At 57.0% G+C, this 16,951-nt stretch carries 14 protein-coding genes and 1 pseudogene; 7 read left to right on the top strand and 8 right to left on the bottom strand.

Annotation, left to right across the window (positions count from 1 at the left end; translation table 11 throughout):
- Window positions 1-103: 103 nt before the first annotated feature.
- Window positions 104-583 (bottom strand): JAB domain-containing protein, encoded by a 480-nt coding sequence (locus BJD12_RS00205; RefSeq protein ID WP_005997058.1) that lies wholly within the window; start codon window positions 581-583, stop codon window positions 104-106.
- 367 nt (window positions 584-950) lie between these two features.
- Between BJD12_RS00205 and BJD12_RS00200 the strand changes: the two genes are divergently transcribed.
- Window positions 951-1,247 (top strand): hypothetical protein, encoded by a 297-nt coding sequence (locus BJD12_RS00200; protein WP_005994115.1) that lies wholly within the window; start codon window positions 951-953, stop codon window positions 1,245-1,247.
- 43 nt (window positions 1,248-1,290) lie between these two features.
- Here the strand turns inward: BJD12_RS00200 and BJD12_RS23965 are convergent, their stop codons facing one another.
- Window positions 1,291-2,346 carry a hypothetical protein gene (locus tag BJD12_RS23965; RefSeq protein ID WP_005994116.1) on the bottom strand — a complete coding sequence of 352 codons (1,056 nt, stop codon included), beginning with the start codon at window positions 2,344-2,346 and terminating at the stop codon, window positions 1,291-1,293.
- A gap of 404 nt (window positions 2,347-2,750) precedes the next feature.
- A complete protein-coding gene (locus BJD12_RS00185) occupies window positions 2,751-2,975 on the bottom strand; it encodes a hypothetical protein (RefSeq protein WP_058563988.1) in 225 nt (74 codons plus the stop codon).
- 326 nt (window positions 2,976-3,301) lie between these two features.
- Here BJD12_RS00185 and BJD12_RS23615 point away from each other — a divergent pair.
- Window positions 3,302-4,038: pseudogene (locus BJD12_RS23615) on the top strand (DNA/RNA non-specific endonuclease).
- Window positions 4,039-4,114: 76 nt separating this feature from the next.
- Here BJD12_RS23615 and BJD12_RS00170 read toward each other — a convergent pair.
- Window positions 4,115-4,510 carry an H-NS histone family protein gene (locus tag BJD12_RS00170; protein WP_005988479.1) on the bottom strand — a complete coding sequence of 132 codons (396 nt, stop codon included), beginning with the start codon at window positions 4,508-4,510 and terminating at the stop codon, window positions 4,115-4,117.
- Window positions 4,511-4,742: 232 nt separating this feature from the next.
- Between BJD12_RS00170 and BJD12_RS23610 the strand changes: the two genes are divergently transcribed.
- A complete protein-coding gene (locus BJD12_RS23610) occupies window positions 4,743-5,606 on the top strand; it encodes a hypothetical protein (RefSeq protein WP_005988481.1) in 864 nt (287 codons plus the stop codon).
- Between the two features lie 140 nt (window positions 5,607-5,746).
- Window positions 5,747-6,361, top strand: coding sequence for a hypothetical protein (locus tag BJD12_RS00155; RefSeq protein WP_005988483.1), 615 nt, complete (start codon window positions 5,747-5,749; stop codon window positions 6,359-6,361).
- A gap of 292 nt (window positions 6,362-6,653) precedes the next feature.
- Here the strand turns inward: BJD12_RS00155 and BJD12_RS00150 are convergent.
- The 3 genes from BJD12_RS00150 to BJD12_RS00135 all read right to left on the bottom strand — a co-directional run bounded on the left by BJD12_RS00150 (window position 6,654) and on the right by BJD12_RS00135 (window position 11,127).
- Window positions 6,654-7,756, bottom strand: a protein-coding gene (locus BJD12_RS00150) for an IS3 family transposase (protein WP_126936664.1) whose coding sequence is annotated in 2 segments (ribosomal slippage) — window positions 6,654-7,498 and window positions 7,498-7,756 — 1,104 coding nt in all. Because the reading frame shifts where the segments join, the coding sequence is not laid out codon by codon here.
- 204 nt (window positions 7,757-7,960) lie between these two features.
- Window positions 7,961-9,418 (bottom strand): argonaute/piwi family protein, encoded by a 1,458-nt coding sequence (locus BJD12_RS00140; RefSeq protein WP_005988487.1) that lies wholly within the window; start codon window positions 9,416-9,418, stop codon window positions 7,961-7,963.
- On the bottom strand, window positions 9,415-11,127 hold the full coding sequence (locus tag BJD12_RS00135; protein ID WP_201765695.1) for an SIR2 family NAD-dependent protein deacylase: 1,713 nt from the start codon (window positions 11,125-11,127) through the stop codon (window positions 9,415-9,417). Before BJD12_RS00135 ends, BJD12_RS00140 begins: the two co-directional genes overlap by 4 nt.
- Before the next feature lie 399 nt (window positions 11,128-11,526).
- Between BJD12_RS00135 and BJD12_RS00130 the strand changes: the two genes are divergently transcribed.
- The gene (locus BJD12_RS00130; RefSeq protein WP_005988491.1) at window positions 11,527-13,218 is read left to right on the top strand and encodes a retron Ec67 family RNA-directed DNA polymerase/endonuclease; all 1,692 of its coding nucleotides are present in this window, start codon (window positions 11,527-11,529) and stop codon (window positions 13,216-13,218) included.
- A gap of 761 nt (window positions 13,219-13,979) precedes the next feature.
- Here BJD12_RS00130 and BJD12_RS00120 read toward each other — a convergent pair.
- Window positions 13,980-14,438, bottom strand: a complete 459-nt coding sequence (locus BJD12_RS00120) for a hypothetical protein (protein WP_005988494.1) — start codon at window positions 14,436-14,438, stop codon at window positions 13,980-13,982.
- 375 nt (window positions 14,439-14,813) lie between these two features.
- On the opposite strand from BJD12_RS00120, the gene amaB reads away from it, so the two are divergent.
- Window positions 14,814-16,346, top strand: coding sequence for an L-piperidine-6-carboxylate dehydrogenase (gene amaB / locus BJD12_RS00115; protein ID WP_005988496.1), 1,533 nt, complete (start codon window positions 14,814-14,816; stop codon window positions 16,344-16,346).
- Window positions 16,347-16,664: 318 nt separating this feature from the next.
- Window positions 16,665-16,949 (top strand): DUF4190 domain-containing protein, encoded by a 285-nt coding sequence (locus BJD12_RS00110; RefSeq protein ID WP_039421702.1) that lies wholly within the window; start codon window positions 16,665-16,667, stop codon window positions 16,947-16,949.
- Window positions 16,950-16,951 lie beyond the last annotated feature (2 nt).

Genomic DNA, 16,951 nt, shown 5'->3' with positions numbered 1-16,951 from the left:
CTTTGCCAGCTCCCATCCCGCACGCAAGGGCATCCACAGAGCTGCACAACATGCGCTCGCTGCTCGCGTTGATGAAGGTGGACTACATAGGTGAATGGGTGGGCTACGCCCACCCCCTGGCCGCCAAGCTGGTGTGCTGACGCCCACCGATGACCAAATGGTCGAGGATCCGGATGTCGAAAAGGCCCAGAGCCTGCTGCAGACGCTCGGTGACCTTGCGGTCAGCTTCGCTTGGCTCCGGGTTGCCGCTCGGGTGGTTGTGGAAAAGGATGACGGCCGCAGCGTTCAAATCCAGGGCGCGCTTGGCGACCACCCGAGGGTGCACCTCGCAGCCGTCGATGGTGCCGAAGAAGAGATGTTCGGTTGCCAAGATCTGGTGCTTGATGTCCAGGAAGACGACCCCGAAGACTTCGTGACTGAGATGTGCGCAGCGGGCAATCAGGTAGTCGCCGGCTTGGTCTGGGCTGTGGATGCGGCCTTGGCGATAAAGGCGCTGTTCCAGGATGGTGGCTGCTGCGAGCAAGATGCCCTCTTCGTCCATCTGAATTTGGTATTGAGCCTTGATGTCTCGGGTGCGCTTCATCGGTTCTTCTCCACCAGCGCGTTGTGCGCCTCGTGGGAACCGACAGGCGAAGCGTCCGGCCCTACCGCACCCGAGAGCGAGCACTGCGCAAGCAGCGCGCAGCGAAGGGCCGCAACAAAGCGCAAGCGTCGAGAAGGAGGCCTGTCCTTGCGGTAGGGACAGCGAAGCTAAGGTCCCTTTCAGAGGCCCAGAGCTGGTGGAGATGAAAATGCGTTGAAACCCCAACTCAAGCGGCAAATACCGACCTCGGTGGTCAGGAGGAAAGCAAGAGTTCTCGGCCATCGAGCTGATGGGTCAGAGCCCCTGAGGACTTGGCCTTTGCGCGTCTCATTGCGGCGCGTTTGCGTGTCCGAGGAAAATTTGACGCATGCATACGACTCGGACCTGGAATCCTGACGACTTCAGCGCCTGCTTGGCGCTGTTCGATGGCAACGTGCCGGCGATCGTCGGCAATGAGGAACTCCCTGACTTCGTGCAATTTCTAACGCACCATGCTGCCGCCTGGCATTACCAAGTCATTGAACGGGCGGGCGAAGTGATTGCATGCGCGGGCAAGTCAATCAACCCGTATGGCACGACGGCCAGCCTCTTCTATAACGGTGATGTTTTTTACAACGTGCTCGCCAGTTACCGCGTCACTGTCGCCCAATTTATGGCCCCATAACCTCTTGCCATCGACACCCAAAATTTCGCGCTTTTATATATATTTAGCGACGCCCAGCACGCTCCCTCCAAGCGCGCTCGACTAGTTCTGGGCTAATGGCCGCTTTCAGAACTCGAAGTGCGTTATCCGAGTAACGAGGGTGCTTTTGAGAGCCGAACTCAAAAACCATGACATTCGCCGGATCCTCATCAACTTTTAGAAAATCTCGCACCGCCTTGGCCTTACTGGTATTCAAACCAAGCTTTACCGCAAGAGCACTAGGGCTTAAATGATACTTCCTCTGAAGATCCACCTCGCGAATGGCGGCTGCTCCCTCAGGATCGTCACCAGACACATATCGAATTCCGGGAGCATCTGGGGCCTTTGTGATTCGAACTCGAATAGTAGGACCCTCTCCTGAAACATCGGTTGCCAATGTCATCAGGCGTGGAAACACCTGTTCCACCTGAGTGCCACTCTTGATTGCATCTTCGATTCGATCCAGGTCTCGTTTCGACACCGAGACCTCTTCACTCACGTGTGCTTCCATTGCCAATAGCGCAGTGATTCGTCCTCTCGCCTCATCACGAGCGCGGCGACCAGGGGCTAACAACTCTCGGATTTGAGCATATTCCCGATTTATCAGCATAATGAAATCTGGAATGGGCAGCGTTGAGAGTGGAAGAACTCTCAAAGGAAGGTGATCAGCGAGAGAGTCACCGAAATGAATAGAAAGAATTTCATCCAGCGTCGTAATAAGCGCTCGCGCATTTATATAAAGCGCATCCTCAGGCACAACGATCATCCAGTGCTGAGCTTGATCTCTCATGGCATCAATAACTCGAATAGACCCTACCTGAGCTACGGTCAGCCAACCCTTTGATAGCCCGATTTTCAGAGATCTCTCAAGGCCGATAGATGTCCCTTTCTCTTTATCAAATACATCTTCGTCCTTTTGAACCAAGAGAGCCTTTGTGAGCATCTCGCTAGCATGTTGGAGCAGCAGCAAGATTACCTCGGGTCGACCAATATCATCGTGACTATTAAAAGCTTCAAGTCCTCGGCGCAATGAAGCCAATGACTTGGATTTCAGTGTTTTAGCTTCCCGCTTAAGCTTCATCGCCTTCTCCTCTGAAGTTAAAGGGTAGCAAAAGAGAGGGGTGGGCTATACCCAGCCCATTGCCGCCAAGCGGGTGTGCTGCTGGCGGCCTATGGCTAGGTGATCGAGGACCCAGATGCCCAGGAAACCCAAGGCTTCCTGCAGACTCAACGTGACGTTACGGTAGGGACAGCGAAGCCAAGGTCCCTTTCAGAGGCTCAATGCTGGTAAAAAATCTCGATGGATGCCTCAAGGCTTGCAGGCCAAACAGAGGATAGAAACAGGCGCGGCCAATGTCAGCACTGGCGGTTGCCTACTGTGCCCTGCGATGGATGGGGCATTAGCAGACACGCGCCTGCGTGCGTCATGCCTGCATGCAAGCGCATTGCTGTCCACAGGGTCGGGCTATGGCAGCACCGATGACCTCAGGCGCTTTCGCCGCTGCTCTCGAGCCCGTGCCACGACAAGATTTCGTCGGCTCGACGGCCGACGAACTGCGCGTCTTCGCTCGTTAACGCCTTGCTCTCGATGGCAGAGACCATGCTGGCAAAGGCTTGCCAAAAGTGGCGCCGGTCAGGACTGGAGGCCCGCAAAGCGGGCACGGCCTCATCTAGGCGTTCGAGGTGAAAGCGAAGCTCGGCTCTATCCATGGGCTTGAGTATCGGTAGCGCTGTCGCATCGCCTGAGATCGCACCGCCTGTGCCACGCTATGGGGACATCCACCTCCTAGTGATGAGGTGTTGGAGCTGGGTCACGGCTTCAAGAATTAAGAATTGACGCTAGAGTTCGTTTGTTAGATACAAGTGACGACCGCGTGCCACATCTTGGCAACAGGGGCGCGGCGCAACCCTGCCACTCGCCCAGTTGGGCTGCCTGCTTCAACTCCGTCAACTCATGCGTTCCTGAACTGGCAACGGCCTTTTTCCGTGCTTGCCGAGCATGTGCGACCCCAGAAAACACAAGGAGATGTGCTGCTATGCGATTCCGAATCTTCCTCGCCGTGTCGTTGATCACCACGTTCAGTGCTGCGGCCCAGGCCCAGGTGGTCACGCTCAACAAGGGTGGCTACACGTTGAGCTACGACTGCACCAACCGCACCGCGCTGCGCTACGAGTATGTCTTGCAAGCCGACACCGGCTCGGCAGCGCGCCCTTCAAGCTTCAACTTGGATACTGAACTGCCCAGCGGCTGCGCAGGCCAGACGTCCAGTGCTTCCTATGCCAGCGTGCGTTCGGGCTATGACCGGGGCACTTGGTGACGTCCAACCACATGGACTACAACGCAACTTACATCCGCCGCGCTAACTTGATGTCCAACATCGTTCCTCAGGTGGCTAGCTTCAATCAAGGCATCTGGGTCCGTGCTGAAGAAGTGGCTGAGTGTTATCGCGATATCGCAAGCGTCCAAGTCTATGGCGGCGTCATTTATAGCGACACGACCAACGACTACTTCCTCACCAGTCATGGCATCCGGACACCAGACTTCTTCTGGAAGACCATCATCACGGCCAATCCAAGTGGCGGCTCTCGGGCCATTAGTTGGCTCATTCCAAACAGTGCCACGCTCGGATCGCTGGACAGCTACATCGTCAGCATCAATGAGCTGGAAGACACCTTTGGCGCCAGCACGATTGGCATCACAGCGCCAGCTAATGTCAAAGCGATGCTGCCGGCAACCACTTGGCCACAGCCGAGTGGTTGTGATCTGAGCTAATAGACGACAATCCGAAGACGTAGAAAACGAGTGCCCGAAGAGAATTCGGGCACTCGTTGCCTCGCATTCGCAAGCCTCAGCCAGGGAAAGCCGGGAACTTCTCATCCGGGTGCTTGGCTTTCCATTCCTTGTAAGAGGCACTGCCCTGCCAGATGGTGAAGGCTTTGGGCGGACGGCCACGCCCTGACCACGTTTCTTGGTTGTGTGGCAGCCAATACTTCGGCGCCACTTCTTTCTTTGCGGAAGCAGCTTTCTTCGGCTTGGCTATCCCAACACCGATCAGAGCGGCAATTTCAGATTTTTGCTTTGCACTGAAATGCTCGCTGTATTGATCAAGCAATTTGACGATCTCCGAGTATGCTTCGGACGAATGTTGCTGGCGCAGCTGAGCCTCCTGCTCTTCCAACTTCCGAATTTCTGCTGCCAATTTTTCCTTGGCAGCGGCAAGGGCACTCAAAGATGCGGTTGTCATTCAGGACTGTTCCAATCGGTTGGTTAGCAAATTATTCTGGACAAATTTATCACAGTAAAGCTGCGCGGCGCTCAATCGACAATCTCTACTATTTTATCGTATTTCTCCACAGCGACCTCTGTCTTTTTTGGATATAAGGGGAGGCATGAGGCCGGTCGGATCTCCTCAACTTAAACATCTTGACTGCCGGCGCAACCCTTGAAAGCATGCGAGCTAAGGCAGGGGGTGGCTGATGGACAAAGCAAGGGATCGTCGAAGCGACCAGGACTACACGGCCCAGGAAGTAGCGGACCTGGATGTGTCTGCTCGCCGAGCATTGAAGCCTCATCTGCGTTGCCCTCATTGCGAGGCAACTGCTCATTTCAGGTCGGCATCCAGGCCCAGCCCAGGGCGGCGCAGCAAGGTTGCTCACTTCTACGCCCTACCCCACGGCGACAAGTGCGACATCACCCGCAGCTATGGTGATCCATGGGAAGACGATGATACCGATCGGACTGTGGCTCATTGGGAGCAACGAAACACCACGCTGATCGTGCTGATCCCGTCACTGACGCCCGAAAGCGAAGAACCGGGCACTGGTGAAGTCGAGGCCACGGATGATGAAAGCCGTTCCCGCGCGGGTGACGATCGCACGCGTCGGTCCAACACGGTGTCGCGCGGGCCTCAAAAGCTGCTTGAACAACTAGTCGAGGGGCCGACCTTTAAGACAAGCGCCATGATGATTCGCATGCCAGGCAATGACCGACCTGAGTTGGCGGTCCATAACGCTTTCGTGCGTTTTGAATCGGCAAGCATGGCGCAGCACACCGGTCGCTGGCTAGGGTTCTGGGGCCTTGTCAGATCTTGGAGCATCTGGCAGGGCCATAACACTTACTTTTCCAACTTCGGCCCCACGCACCAGAGCTTCCGTATCGCCATTCACCGGGACAAGATCCCCCCTATCCTCGCACGTTATGGCCTATCGAGTATCGATGAGATGGTTGGCCACTATCTTCTCCTTTTCGATTACGCCCGAGAGTCAGGCTCAGGGCGTTTTATGGCTGACGTCAATTCGGTGCATCACATCGGATTCTTGCGGAACGATCAAAGTAGCTGAGTAGCTCATTGAACACGATAACCATGCGCCATACCGAAATTGTCCGATCGAAGCGTTCCAGCTCGCCACCAGAAGACCCGAACAGTGCATCCTCCAGACAGTCGTGGTCCATCACACGCTTCGTCGCTAGCCTAGCTGCCATGACGACGCTGGCTGGAATCGTGCTTCACGGATGCGGACATGTTGCCTACACCAGCTACCTCAAAGCCTGGGGCGTTCAAGCCGACCTATTTCCCCAATCGGCCGACTGGAAGGTTGTTCGCGGTTACTATGCCGTTGTGCTTCAAGGGTTCGGAATGTTCAACGCTTTTCCTTGGGTTTCAATAGCGATCGCTTTTTTTACGTTATGGCTAGCTATCTGGGTTTACCGCCTCCCCGCACAATCGGTTCGCAATGGTCGCCTTCAAGATTTCTATCGGCGTCATCCACGAGTAAAGCTTGGCCTCACCTCAGGAGGTATAGCCTTTTCGGGAATTTATCTAGCATTGACGCTGTATTCCGTTGGCTTGCTCGTTTCAACAATCCCAGGCGTGATTGGGGAGCGTTACGGAAAGAAGGAAGCAGTTACTGAGAAGCGTCGCCTCCTTGGTCCGGTATCGCGAGGCGATGCAGAACTCTGGGAAAAGGGTGAGCGAAAGATCCGAGGCCACATCATCGCCAGCAGCTCTGACCTGATCGCCATCTACGACACTGATCTCCATCAGGTCCGAACGCTATCGCGTGGCGATTGGGAGATACGAAGAGTGGGTCTTTAGAGCAGCGGCGTGAGGAAGCTGGTGACCTCCAGGCCCACTTGACAGCATCTACCCACCTGCCAGCGCTACGAAGCGGTGAATTTTCTGTTCGGAATGAATCTTGGCGAAGGGGGGGCAACCATCCATCCGTCTGGATGATCATCTCCCATTGTCTCGCCGCATTGGCACGGACTCGTCCATGTTCATAAGGAGGTAATGCTTTGAGCCTTTCAGCCAATCAAATTACAGGACGAGCCGCTGAACTCGAGGTTGAGCAGCTCCGACGCCCCCCCGCCCTGAGTAGCGGCCAGGTTTAGAGCCCGGGGTTGATGATAGCGGCGTTGGCCAGCTGTTGGGCATACGCGGAGGGCGTCATGCCGCCAATTGCTTTCTTGGGTCGCTCCTCGTTGTATTCGCGGCGCCAGCGCTCGATCTCGGTGCGTGCATGCAGCAGTGTCGGGAACCAGTGTTCGTTGAGGCATTCGTCGCGCAGGCGGCCGTTAAACGATTCAACGTAGGCGTTCTGATTCGGCTTGCCGGGTTGGATGAGTCGCAACTGCACGCCACGCGCATGCGCCCAGGCCACCATCGCCTTGCCGCAAAACTCCTTGCCGTTGTCCGTGCGGATCACCTGCGGCAAGCCGCGGCGGATGGCGAGCCGATCCAGCACACGCGTCACGCCATGGCCCGCTATTGCGCGCTCCACCTCGATGGCGACCGCTTCGTGGGTTGCATCATCCACGATTACCAGACACTTGATCACCCGACCGTCGGCGGTGCGGTCGAACACGAAGTCCATCGACCATACCTGGTTGGCCTGTGCCGGCCGCAATAGCGGCTGACGCTCGCCTACCGAGACTTTCTTGCGCTTGCGGCGGCGGACTTGCAACTGCTGCTCGCGGCACAATCGCTCCACACGCTTGTAGTTCACGATGCGGCCTTCCTGTCGCAGTTTGAGATAGATCATGCCCACGCCATAACGGCGATGGCGATGCGCCAACGCACCGATGCGCTCGCGCAGCTCAACGTTGCGATCTTCGCGCGGGCAGTAGCGCAGCGCGCTGGCGCTCATGCCGATCGCGGCCAAGGCGCGGCGCTCGCTGGCACCGCACCCCGTCCACTCGCGCACCAGCGCACGACGCGCCGGCGCGCTCACCACTTTTTTCGCAGCGCATCCTTGATCAGATCGTTCTCAAACAGCTGCTCGGCCAGCAACTTCTTCAGCCGCGCGTTCTCCGTTTCAAGGTCTTTGAGCCGCTTGGCATCGGGCACGCTCATCCCGCCGAACTTGCTGCGCCACAGGTAGTAAGAGGCCTCGCTGAAGCCATGGCGCCGGCACAGGTCCTTGATCGCCACGCCCGCTTCGGCTTCGCGCAGGAAACCAATGATCTGTTCTTCGGAAAAGCGCTTCTTCACGTCCAATCTCCTTCGGTTAGGGAATTGGACTCCAAACTGGCGTGCTACTCAAAATTGGGGGGACGTCGAAGGTATGCCAGCCCCAGCATCGCTTTACGACAGCAGCAGGCACTGAAGGCCTACAGCCGAATGTGCTGGTGCCTGTCTATCGTACGGGGCAGTTCGATCAAGTGTTGGGGCCGGGAAATGTGTTCCACCCGTGAGTCACATGAAGTGTCGGTAGGGATAACTACTGCCCGGAAGGCTGGGAACATTCGCAATTGTCCTAGCGAGCTTTTGCGAATATCGAATCGTCACCGGCACTGGATCATAGAGCGCGTCGTTGTTCCAATCCATCTTCGTTAGGGCAAGGGCCTCCAAGGCGACCACACTCAATGGCCCCGCGCCAGCATGCCTGGTGATTACCAAGGGCCGAGGGATACTCTTGCCGCCCTGATAGTAAGCACCTTTGGATGACACACCTGGGGCGTTGCCAGCAACCCATACGAAGCACGAATTTCCGGATCTAACTTGAACAACACCGCGAGGCACTGGATAACCATCCGCCTTGGTTCGCTTGGGACCTTGCAGATTTGGTGTCATCCACACTCCTCGCCATGCTGAGTTCGCTCCAATTTCCAGGCACTCAATCTCAGATATTGAAGACAAAGCCTCCCGCGCTCCTTGGATTTCCTCTCCTTGGAAAGCGGTAGTTTTGTGGATCACAAGACGCCTCGGAAGAGACCCGGCGTTCCTGCTCTGATAAATCTGTAGACTCCGTGACAGCACTGCACGCATATCAGCACGACTGAGGAACGGATTTCTTTTCGCCGTCTGAACATCCGGGATAGGGTCTCGCGCCTCGAAAGCCACAAACTGCATTCCCCCGCCATCCATATCGAACACCTGGGAGCAGCAGGTGACATAGTGCATACCGTCACCACTAGGCTTCAGGGCATACGCAAGCCCGATGTAAGCAGTGTCGTTTGGGACACCGGGCAATGACGCCAATCTCCAAGGAGTTCCGCCTGCTTTTACATATAGCGCGATTGCCAGGCGCCACGCGATCGACGCGGCGAACTTCTCTGCAAATGCAAAGGCTCGATCATTTACGACTTGGGTAGGAACGCCAAGCTGCGCGCCAATCGACTTAAGCGTGTCGTGCGCATCGAAGTCATCGGTGCGCGAAAAGTGCCCCCAACTCTCGGGCAAATGAACTACAACGACATCGAACTCAGATCGCACCCCATCCAAGGTGGCGAGCGCGTCTCTAAACGCAGCCGCAAGTCGCTGCTCCGCAGATCCTTTGAACGGAAATTCCGCAACATCGTCAGACCACTGCACACGCGCAGACACTGCCGCCGAGGTCAGTGGGATTCCAAAAAGCCTTTCAAAGCCCGGATAATTTGGGACGTAGTCAGCTCGATCAGCAGGTTGTTGCGGTTGCTGTAGTAATTTCATCAACGTAACTATTTTTTTCCACCCAGACTTCGGGCCGACAACAGCTACTCGAAGGGCGGGGGTAAAGGTTTCGAACGACTTCTGCGAATATGGACCAAACTTGGCCAGCCCTCTAAGAGGGTGGATGTCAGCCTGACGCAGGTCATCCGGAGAAAACGAAAGAACCGGCTCTTCCAAAAGCTGGAAAGGTGACAGCTTCGCCTCGATGCCTGGAGCGTTCATCTAGCTCGCCTCTGGAAGTAGGGGTGATCATGCGAAGGAACACTCCAAGCAGTTACTGAGCTCACATGGAATTCAGCATCAACTCCTTCCTCCGTCCGGATCCAGAACGCGCGCGCCTCTCCAGCTAATAGCGAAGACCAAGCGTCAATAATTCCAGACCATCTGCTGTTGTAGCGCTTCGCCCATTGTTCGCGAATCCAATCGGCGGCTGGATTAGGTTTTCTCTTTGACCGCTGCGGAACTTCTGCCGCGGAGAAATTTTCGAGAGGAAGGTCAACCTGAGTGAAGGGGTCGAAGACGCACCACCAAGCGCCATCAACCTCTTCTAAACGGATCGTCAAGGCTTCGGCGTAGGGAAAGCCCAAATCCTTTACTCGACCATATAGTGAAGCGCCGTAAGCTGCTTTGAGAGGTCCCAACGCCCTCTCGCGCTGCGCGCGTCGATCCGCCGCCTCGTCTGAAGATCCGGATGATACGAGCACGGTATGCCCACTTCTCTTGAGGCGTGGATGCAATGGCCTGCCCCTACAAAGCGCCCGCACCAGCGCATCGTATAGAAGACCTTTCGCCCAACTATCAGAATGCGGATCGAGAGCGATAGTGCCAGCGAGCCTAGGCTGGTAACTATCAAGAGCCCGGAGGATATCAGTATCAGATCCGAAAGCCGCCCATGATTTCCCTACCGCCGCGATAATCGCCTTTGCCTTATGCTCCCTAAGCTTCGTTCGAAGTTCAAGAACTTCCGCCGGTCTCCCAAGCTCAAATCTCCTTGCGACCGTTGGCAAGTTCGACAATCGGACAGCAGAGAATCGGAGAATGGGATCACGACGAGCTTCATGACTAGGCATCGCAGCGAGGCGCAGAAAGGGCTCAGGCTCCGCACCTCGGATATGCTCGATGAGACCTTCTGAAAACTCTAAGGCATCCGCAATATCGCCGGCGAACTCGTCGAAGTTCTGGCACTCAACGATGTTCGCAGAGATGCCCTGAGCGTTTGCCTGCTCAAGAAAACGCGTGACTTCAGGCAGCAGTTCTGACGCGTCTCTAGTCATCCAATAGATGCCTCCTGGAAAAGCATCTTCACTGTCTAGGGCATCACCAAGAACATTCATGACCGAAGTATCGCGACCACTGTAACCAACGACGATCAAGGCGAAGCGGCGACAGGCTTCGCTGAGCACCTTGCGCATGGCTTCGTCTTGCGCTTGAAGCTCATCTCTAGTGTTCTTCAAATCCTCGGATTGGAAATCGCCATGAATCTTAGCGAGAAGGGGCCAGTCGTTCTGCCGTAAACACCGCAGCGCGCGCACGGCATTGTCTATGGCCGCAACCGTAAGCGTCGCTCGCTCGGCGGGAGAAGCAACTTCGCGAGCAAGCGTGGCCGCAGTCTCGACCAAACTGTCAAAATTCGTCGTAAACACGCATGGTGCCCTTCCCGAGACCAGAAGACTCGCAAGGACTCGATGTCCAAAAGATGGCTTTCCCAAGCTCACCTGTTTGTCGATATAGAGCCGACGATCAGCAGCACTTGGATACACCGCTTCGAAGGCGCACGCATATTCAGTAGGATGACCAGGCGGCGGAAGAAGCGCCTCGCTCTCAAGATACGAGTCGATGCGCTCAATCCATAGCGGATCTGTCGAGTCCACCTCTCTTCTCGACATGCCTGTTGCGCGACAGAACAACTCCTTCTTGAAGTCACGGATCATTGCGTAGCCAGTGGGTATGCGCCCGCTCGCAGAGGCTCCCGCGCCTAAGAACCAAGCAAAGTTTCCCGGCTGCAATGCGAACTTCGTCGCGAACTCTCTTCCCCTGAGCATCTGAATACGCAAGCACCCACCCCCTTGGCATCGCCGTAGCCCAGTCTGCCCCACCTCAGCCGACTGCGCAAAGCGTAAATAGCCGATGACCTCTGGGCTGGAAAAACCGCGTGGAGGTCGCTATGATCGGAGCCGGGGTTGCAGGAAGATTTGGTTGCCGTCGTATCGCGGCATCAGAAGAAATTGCAGGATGGATTTGCCCGGTGGCGCTGAGTGCAGCTTGGCGCTCGCCTCGCGTGCGAGAGAGTTCCTGTAACCCCTCCTCTTTCCTTGATACATGGATGTGACATGAGTAAGCTCTTTGCGCTCCAACAGTGCAGTGGCGCGAGTGATGTTGCTCACCTCATTGGCTTCCAGCCGAAAGCTCTGGGATATGTAGCTTGGGGCACAAAGGCTCGATATAGCGCCTTCGACATTGCTAAAAGGTCTGGTGGTAAACGAACCATCCACGCCCCAATCCCGCAGTTGAAGCTCGCTCAGCAGAATTTGGCTGAGCTCCTCCAAGAATGCGAGCTGGAAATCGAGGCCGCTCTTGGAGTTAAGAAGCGCCTTTCACATGGCTTCCGAAGGGATCACTCGATCCTGACCAATGCTGACATCCACTGTGGCAAGCGATATGTCCTAAACTTTGACCTTGAGGATTTCTTCGGGACGATCAATTTCGGTCGAGTTCGCGGTTACTTCACCAATAACAAGCATTTTCGACTCAAACCTGATGTCGCGACACTTATTGCACAGCTGGCCTGCCACGAAAGCAAATTGCCGCAAGGCGCCCCAACTTCGCCAGTCATCACTAATTTAATTGGCAATATTCTTGACATGCGATTGGTAAAGATTGCGCGTGCAAACGGTTGCGCTTATTCAAGGTATGCCGATGACATTACATTCTCTACCTCTGCTCCGGAATTCCCAACGGCGGTCGCCTCTGAGATTGCTCCACACGCTTGGACGCTTTCGAAGACCGTAGAAGATTCAGTGAAAGCGAGCAGATTTTCAATCAACGCTTCCAAAACTCGAATGCTCTATCGCCGCTCTCGGCAAGATGTTACTGGCATTATTGTAAACAAATTCGTCAATGTTAATTCTGATTACCAGAAGCGGCTGCGAGTGATGGTCCATCATTTGCGAAGCTCTGGCATCTTTCATCGAAAGAATTCGGTCCTGGGCGCATCCGGTAATACTAGCGTCCAGAAAGAAGTTGGCACCAGAAATCAACTGCAAGGCATGATTGGGTTTGCCTTACAGGTGGAGGCCTTTCGTCGCTACGGCGCACCGCCACCGCCGGAACTGACCAGCACCGAAAGGCTTTACAAGCGCTTTCTTTTTTACACGCAGTTTGCCGCACATGATAAGCCTGTTCTTTTGTTTGAAGGGAAGACAGATGTTGTCTACCTAAAGTCGGCAATCAAGAGCTTATCCGCATCTTACCCCACGCTTTATACAGGCTCCGACATTCTCGTCCACTTATTGCGCCACACCCCTAGAATGGAACGACTCTTCGGGCTTTCCGGAGGCGGCCACCCGCTTATTGCATTCATCAAAAACTATCACGAAGAGTATCGGCATATAACGGGCCCCAGGGGGGCGAAGCCGGTCATCATCGTCGTAGACAATGATCAAATCGGGCGCAACACGATCAACCTGATCGAGAAAATTACAAAGACAGTGGTTGCGCCGGGCACGCAAGCTGTCAAGGTTTTTGACAACCTTCATGTGATCCTTACATCGCCTCACGACAAGGATAGCGAGCTCCACTGTATCGAAGACTGCTTTGACCCAGCTTTTATAAAGGCAGAGTTAGATGCGAAGACGATCTACAATGGAAAAAAGATTAAGAAGAACAACGAATTCGATCCTTCAATTCATATAAGCAAGTCAGCTTTTGCAGAGACGATTGTGAAGGCCAAAGCTGCGGCAATCGACTTTGCTGGTTTCAAGCCGCTCCTTGACCACATCGCTGCCGTAATCGCCAAGTATTAGCAGATTTATAAATGGAATCTTGATTCGTCCAGTGACGATTCAAACTGCCGGACTTTGTAGCTCATCAGGGGCACGGCCGGGCGAAAAGAAGCAAGCACTTCAACTCGTCGTGGCAGGCTTGCGGTATCCGCAATATGGATGTAGTGCCAAGCGAGTGTCGACACCTGCGAGTTGACTGCATGCCCGGTGATTAGCGCGATCTCGCGCTCTGGGACGCCCCGCTCTGCCAGCACTGTCGACATCGTGTGTCGGCGCTGCGGGCGACTCGGTTGAGTAAGTCGGCGTGCTTGCCGCCACCGTTGCGCTGAATATGCTTGGCCCGCTTTTTCAGGGCTTCGACCTGGGCAGGCGTGGGCTTGATGAAACGCGTGGCTGAACTCCTCGCTATGGGCGGGGGCCAGGTGCTCACTGCCCGGATCCGCCACAGTGGGAAGATCAGACATGGTTCGGGTGGATGTCGTCCCGTGAGGGTTTGCCAAGGTGAGCAGCAGGCGTCGACCACGCCCACGGTCAGATTAGCAAGCATCTGGGCAACGTAGAAGGGGGGAGCCAGCGTCCCAGTTCCCCTGATCAGACTCGATCTGTCAGTGCCGCATTCCCGTCGATCCGACATCCCAGATCGCGGCGGACGGGGCTTCAACTCGCGCCGGTTCAACCCACTCTTGACGTCTATGTCCGACCCACCATCTTCTTTCGAAGGTGCCACCCCAGTCTTCTCTGTGGACGCAGGAGCAATCCGCGTGAGAAAGATGATGCGCTCGCTAGCGCATAAGCTCATTGCGCTGAGCGCGCGATCTGGCCTCAGCCTCCTCATAGCGAAGCTCGTGCAAGACTTTCGCCGCGACTTCACCTAGCTCATCGGCCAATTCCTGATCGCCAATGATCCCCATCACTTGCTCCCAGAAGCCTGCCGCCCGCACGAAACCGAGACGCGGCCCAATGGCGGATCGTCGTCGCGAGGATGAAGGCGTGATGGTCGGAACAACAGGCTGAGGTGCGGGCGCCGGATCCAAGATTTCAGCCAACGCTTCAAGGGGCATCTGGATCAATCCGTCGATCTTGCGGGCACCTGGATAGCGCCCCGACTGCATCCCTTCGCGAACGCGCTGGACCACCCCTCTCGTGCTTTGGCCACGAAGCACATGTGCGACCTCTTCGGGCCGAAGTGCATATCGCTGCGGATACAACTCTCGAAGCGTTTGAAGCGCGCTTGCAGACATGTGCGATGGGCCATCCCTAGACTCACTATAGCGCAGCCTAGGAGACCATGGAAGCCGTGGCAATACTGTGGCGAACAAGCGCTGTTAGAAGCTGCTTTGGGATTTCTAGACCTGCATCGCATCCGCCGAACGGGCGAACCCAGGCCTTATTAAACAACAGGTTAGAAAGGATAGCGGCGACCCCACAATTTTCCCTCTTCCTTAGGAGGGGGACGCTCTATCCAGCTGAGCTACGGGGCCAAGGGCGGCATTGTCGCATGTTCAGCCAGCTTGCCAAGCCGGCAGGGGGTGGGTGGAGCCTGCTAAAATTAGCGGCTACCCGTGTCGGTGCCGGCCTCGGCTACCGCGCGACCGCCACTGTTTCCAGGAGATTCCATGTCCGCTGACCTGCTCAAGGCGCTCGACCTCGCCGCGTCCAATTCCGGTACCTACCTCGGCGAGGCGACCTGGTCGCAGGCCACCGGTGCCGGAGTGCTGCAGCCGCTCAATCCGACCACCAATGCGGTGATCGCCGATGTGCAGGCCACGACGCCGGAAGACTACGAACTGATCATCCAGCGCGCGCAGGCGGCCTTCAAGGTGTGGCGGACCACGCCGGCGCCGCGCCGCGGCGAAGCCGTTCGCCTATGTGGCGAGGCGCTGCGTGCCCACAAGGATGCGCTCGGTTCGCTGGTGGCGTTGGAAATGGGCAAGAGCAAGCCCGAAGGCGATGGCGAAGTGCAGGAGATGATCGACATCGCCGACTTCGCGGTGGGCCAGAGCCGCATGCTCTACGGCTACACCATGCATTCGGAGCGCCCTGGCCACCGCATGTACGAGCAGTACCAGCCGCTGGGCCTGGTGGGCATCATCAGTGCGTTCAATTTCCCGGTGGCGGTGTGGGCCTGGAATGCTTTTTTGGCAGCAATTTGCGGCGATATCTGCATCTGGAAGCCGTCCAACAAGACGCCGCTGACCGCGATCGCGACGATGAAGATCTGCAACGCCGCGCTCAAGGATGCCGGCTTCCCGGACATCTTCTTCCTGATCAACGATGCCGGCATCTCGTTGTCGGAGAAGCTGGTCGAAGACACCCGCATCCCGCTGATCAGCTTCACCGGCTCGACCCAAATCGGCCGCGTGGTCGCTGAAAAGGTCGCCCACCGCCTGGGCCGTTGCCTGCTGGAGCTGGGCGGCAACAACGCAATCATCCTCGACGAGACTGCCGACCTGAAGCTGGCCATCCCGGGCATCGTGTTTGGGGCGGTCGGCACTGCCGGCCAGCGCTGCACCACCACGCGCCGGCTGATCGTGCACGACTCCATCTACGACAACGTGCTGGCCACGCTGGTCAAGGCGTACAAGCAGCTCGACAGCAAGATCGGCGACCCCACCGACCCGGCAAACCTGATGGGCCCGCTCAACAGCCGCGGCGCGGTGGAGCAGTTCCTGGCGTCGATCGCCAAGGCCAAGGCCGCTGGCGGCACGGTGGAAGTGGGCGGCACCGCGATCGACCGCCCGGGCAACTTCGTACTGCCGGCGATCGTCACCGGGCTGCAGAACAGCGACGCGGTGGTGCAGCACGAGACCTTCGCGCCGATCCTCTACGTGATGAAGTACAGCACGCTGGACGAGGCGATCGACCTGCAGAACGGTGTGCCGCAGGGCCTGTCGTCGTCGATCTTCACCCAGAACCTCAAGGCGGCCGAGAAGTTCCTGTCCGCTGCGGGCAGCGATTGCGGCATCGCCAACGTCAACATCGGCACCTCCGGTGCGGAGATCGGCGGCGCGTTCGGCGGCGAGAAGGAAACCGGCGGCGGTCGCGAATCCGGCTCGGATGCGTGGAAGGTCTACATGCGCCGTCAGACCAATACGATCAACTACTCCGACTCGCTGCCGCTGGCGCAGGGCATCAAATTCGATCTGTGATCGGTGGCATCGCAGCGCGCCGGCAATGGCCGACGCGCTGCAGGTGTCGCATGGCCCCCGCTGCGGCTGGCCTGTCATAGCGATAGCCAGGGAGCGCCACGCTCCCCGTGCAGCAGTTCGCCAAGGGTAGATGACGGGCGAGATCCCATCAGTAACGCAGCCCTGCCCCGCGCAATCAGGCCGTTCAGGCCACCCTCTCCGGCCATCGATGGCCCGGCAATCGCGTTTCCGCCGCAGACGGCACGCCATTCGGGCGGCCGCTCTGGGATAATCGGACCACGCCGGCCCTGTGCTGCCACCAATTTCTAGGAGTTCATGATGAACGTTGTCGTTCGACAGACCAGCGCCATGGCGATCGTCAGCCTGGTCGCAGGCATTCTCGGCTGGACGCTGATCCCGTTCCTCGGCAGCGTGTGCGCCATCATTACCGGCCACCTGGCGCGCGCGGAAATCCGCCGCAATCCGCAGGGGCTGGAAGGCGACGGCCTGGCCATCGGCGGGCTGATCCTCGGCTGGTTGGCAGTGGCCATGTGGCTGATCGGCATTGCGGTGTTCGTCTTGTTCTTCGGCGGCATGGCCTGGCTTGCGGCCGCAAACAGTTGAGC

It is taken from the genome of Xanthomonas vesicatoria ATCC 35937 (assembly GCF_001908725.1).
Lineage (GTDB): Bacteria > Pseudomonadota > Gammaproteobacteria > Xanthomonadales > Xanthomonadaceae > Xanthomonas > Xanthomonas vesicatoria.
Note: the sequence above shows the minus strand (reverse complement) of the source record. Positions and strands in the feature narration are given on the sequence as shown.

What these genes read in the sequence shown, in the direction of transcription:
- BJD12_RS00205 (WP_005997058.1), bottom strand. Translation starts at nt 583, where the DNA reads ATGAAGCGCACCCGAGACATCAAGGCTCAATACCAAATTCAGATGGAC.
- BJD12_RS00200 (WP_005994115.1), top strand. Translation starts at nt 951, where the DNA reads ATGCATACGACTCGGACCTGGAATCCTGACGACTTCAGCGCCTGCTTG.
- BJD12_RS23965 (WP_005994116.1), bottom strand. Translation starts at nt 2,346, where the DNA reads ATGAAGCTTAAGCGGGAAGCTAAAACACTGAAATCCAAGTCATTGGCT.
- BJD12_RS00185 (WP_058563988.1), bottom strand. Translation starts at nt 2,975, where the DNA reads ATGGATAGAGCCGAGCTTCGCTTTCACCTCGAACGCCTAGATGAGGCC.
- BJD12_RS00170 (WP_005988479.1), bottom strand. Translation starts at nt 4,510, where the DNA reads ATGACAACCGCATCTTTGAGTGCCCTTGCCGCTGCCAAGGAAAAATTG.
- BJD12_RS23610 (WP_005988481.1), top strand. Translation starts at nt 4,743, where the DNA reads ATGGACAAAGCAAGGGATCGTCGAAGCGACCAGGACTACACGGCCCAG.
- BJD12_RS00155 (WP_005988483.1), top strand. Translation starts at nt 5,747, where the DNA reads ATGACGACGCTGGCTGGAATCGTGCTTCACGGATGCGGACATGTTGCC.
- BJD12_RS00140 (WP_005988487.1), bottom strand. Translation starts at nt 9,418, where the DNA reads ATGAACGCTCCAGGCATCGAGGCGAAGCTGTCACCTTTCCAGCTTTTG.
- BJD12_RS00135 (WP_201765695.1), bottom strand. Translation starts at nt 11,127, where the DNA reads ATGATCCGTGACTTCAAGAAGGAGTTGTTCTGTCGCGCAACAGGCATG.
- BJD12_RS00130 (WP_005988491.1), top strand. Translation starts at nt 11,527, where the DNA reads ATGAGTAAGCTCTTTGCGCTCCAACAGTGCAGTGGCGCGAGTGATGTT.
- BJD12_RS00120 (WP_005988494.1), bottom strand. Translation starts at nt 14,438, where the DNA reads ATGTCTGCAAGCGCGCTTCAAACGCTTCGAGAGTTGTATCCGCAGCGA.
- amaB (WP_005988496.1), top strand. Translation starts at nt 14,814, where the DNA reads ATGTCCGCTGACCTGCTCAAGGCGCTCGACCTCGCCGCGTCCAATTCC.
- BJD12_RS00110 (WP_039421702.1), top strand. Translation starts at nt 16,665, where the DNA reads ATGAACGTTGTCGTTCGACAGACCAGCGCCATGGCGATCGTCAGCCTG.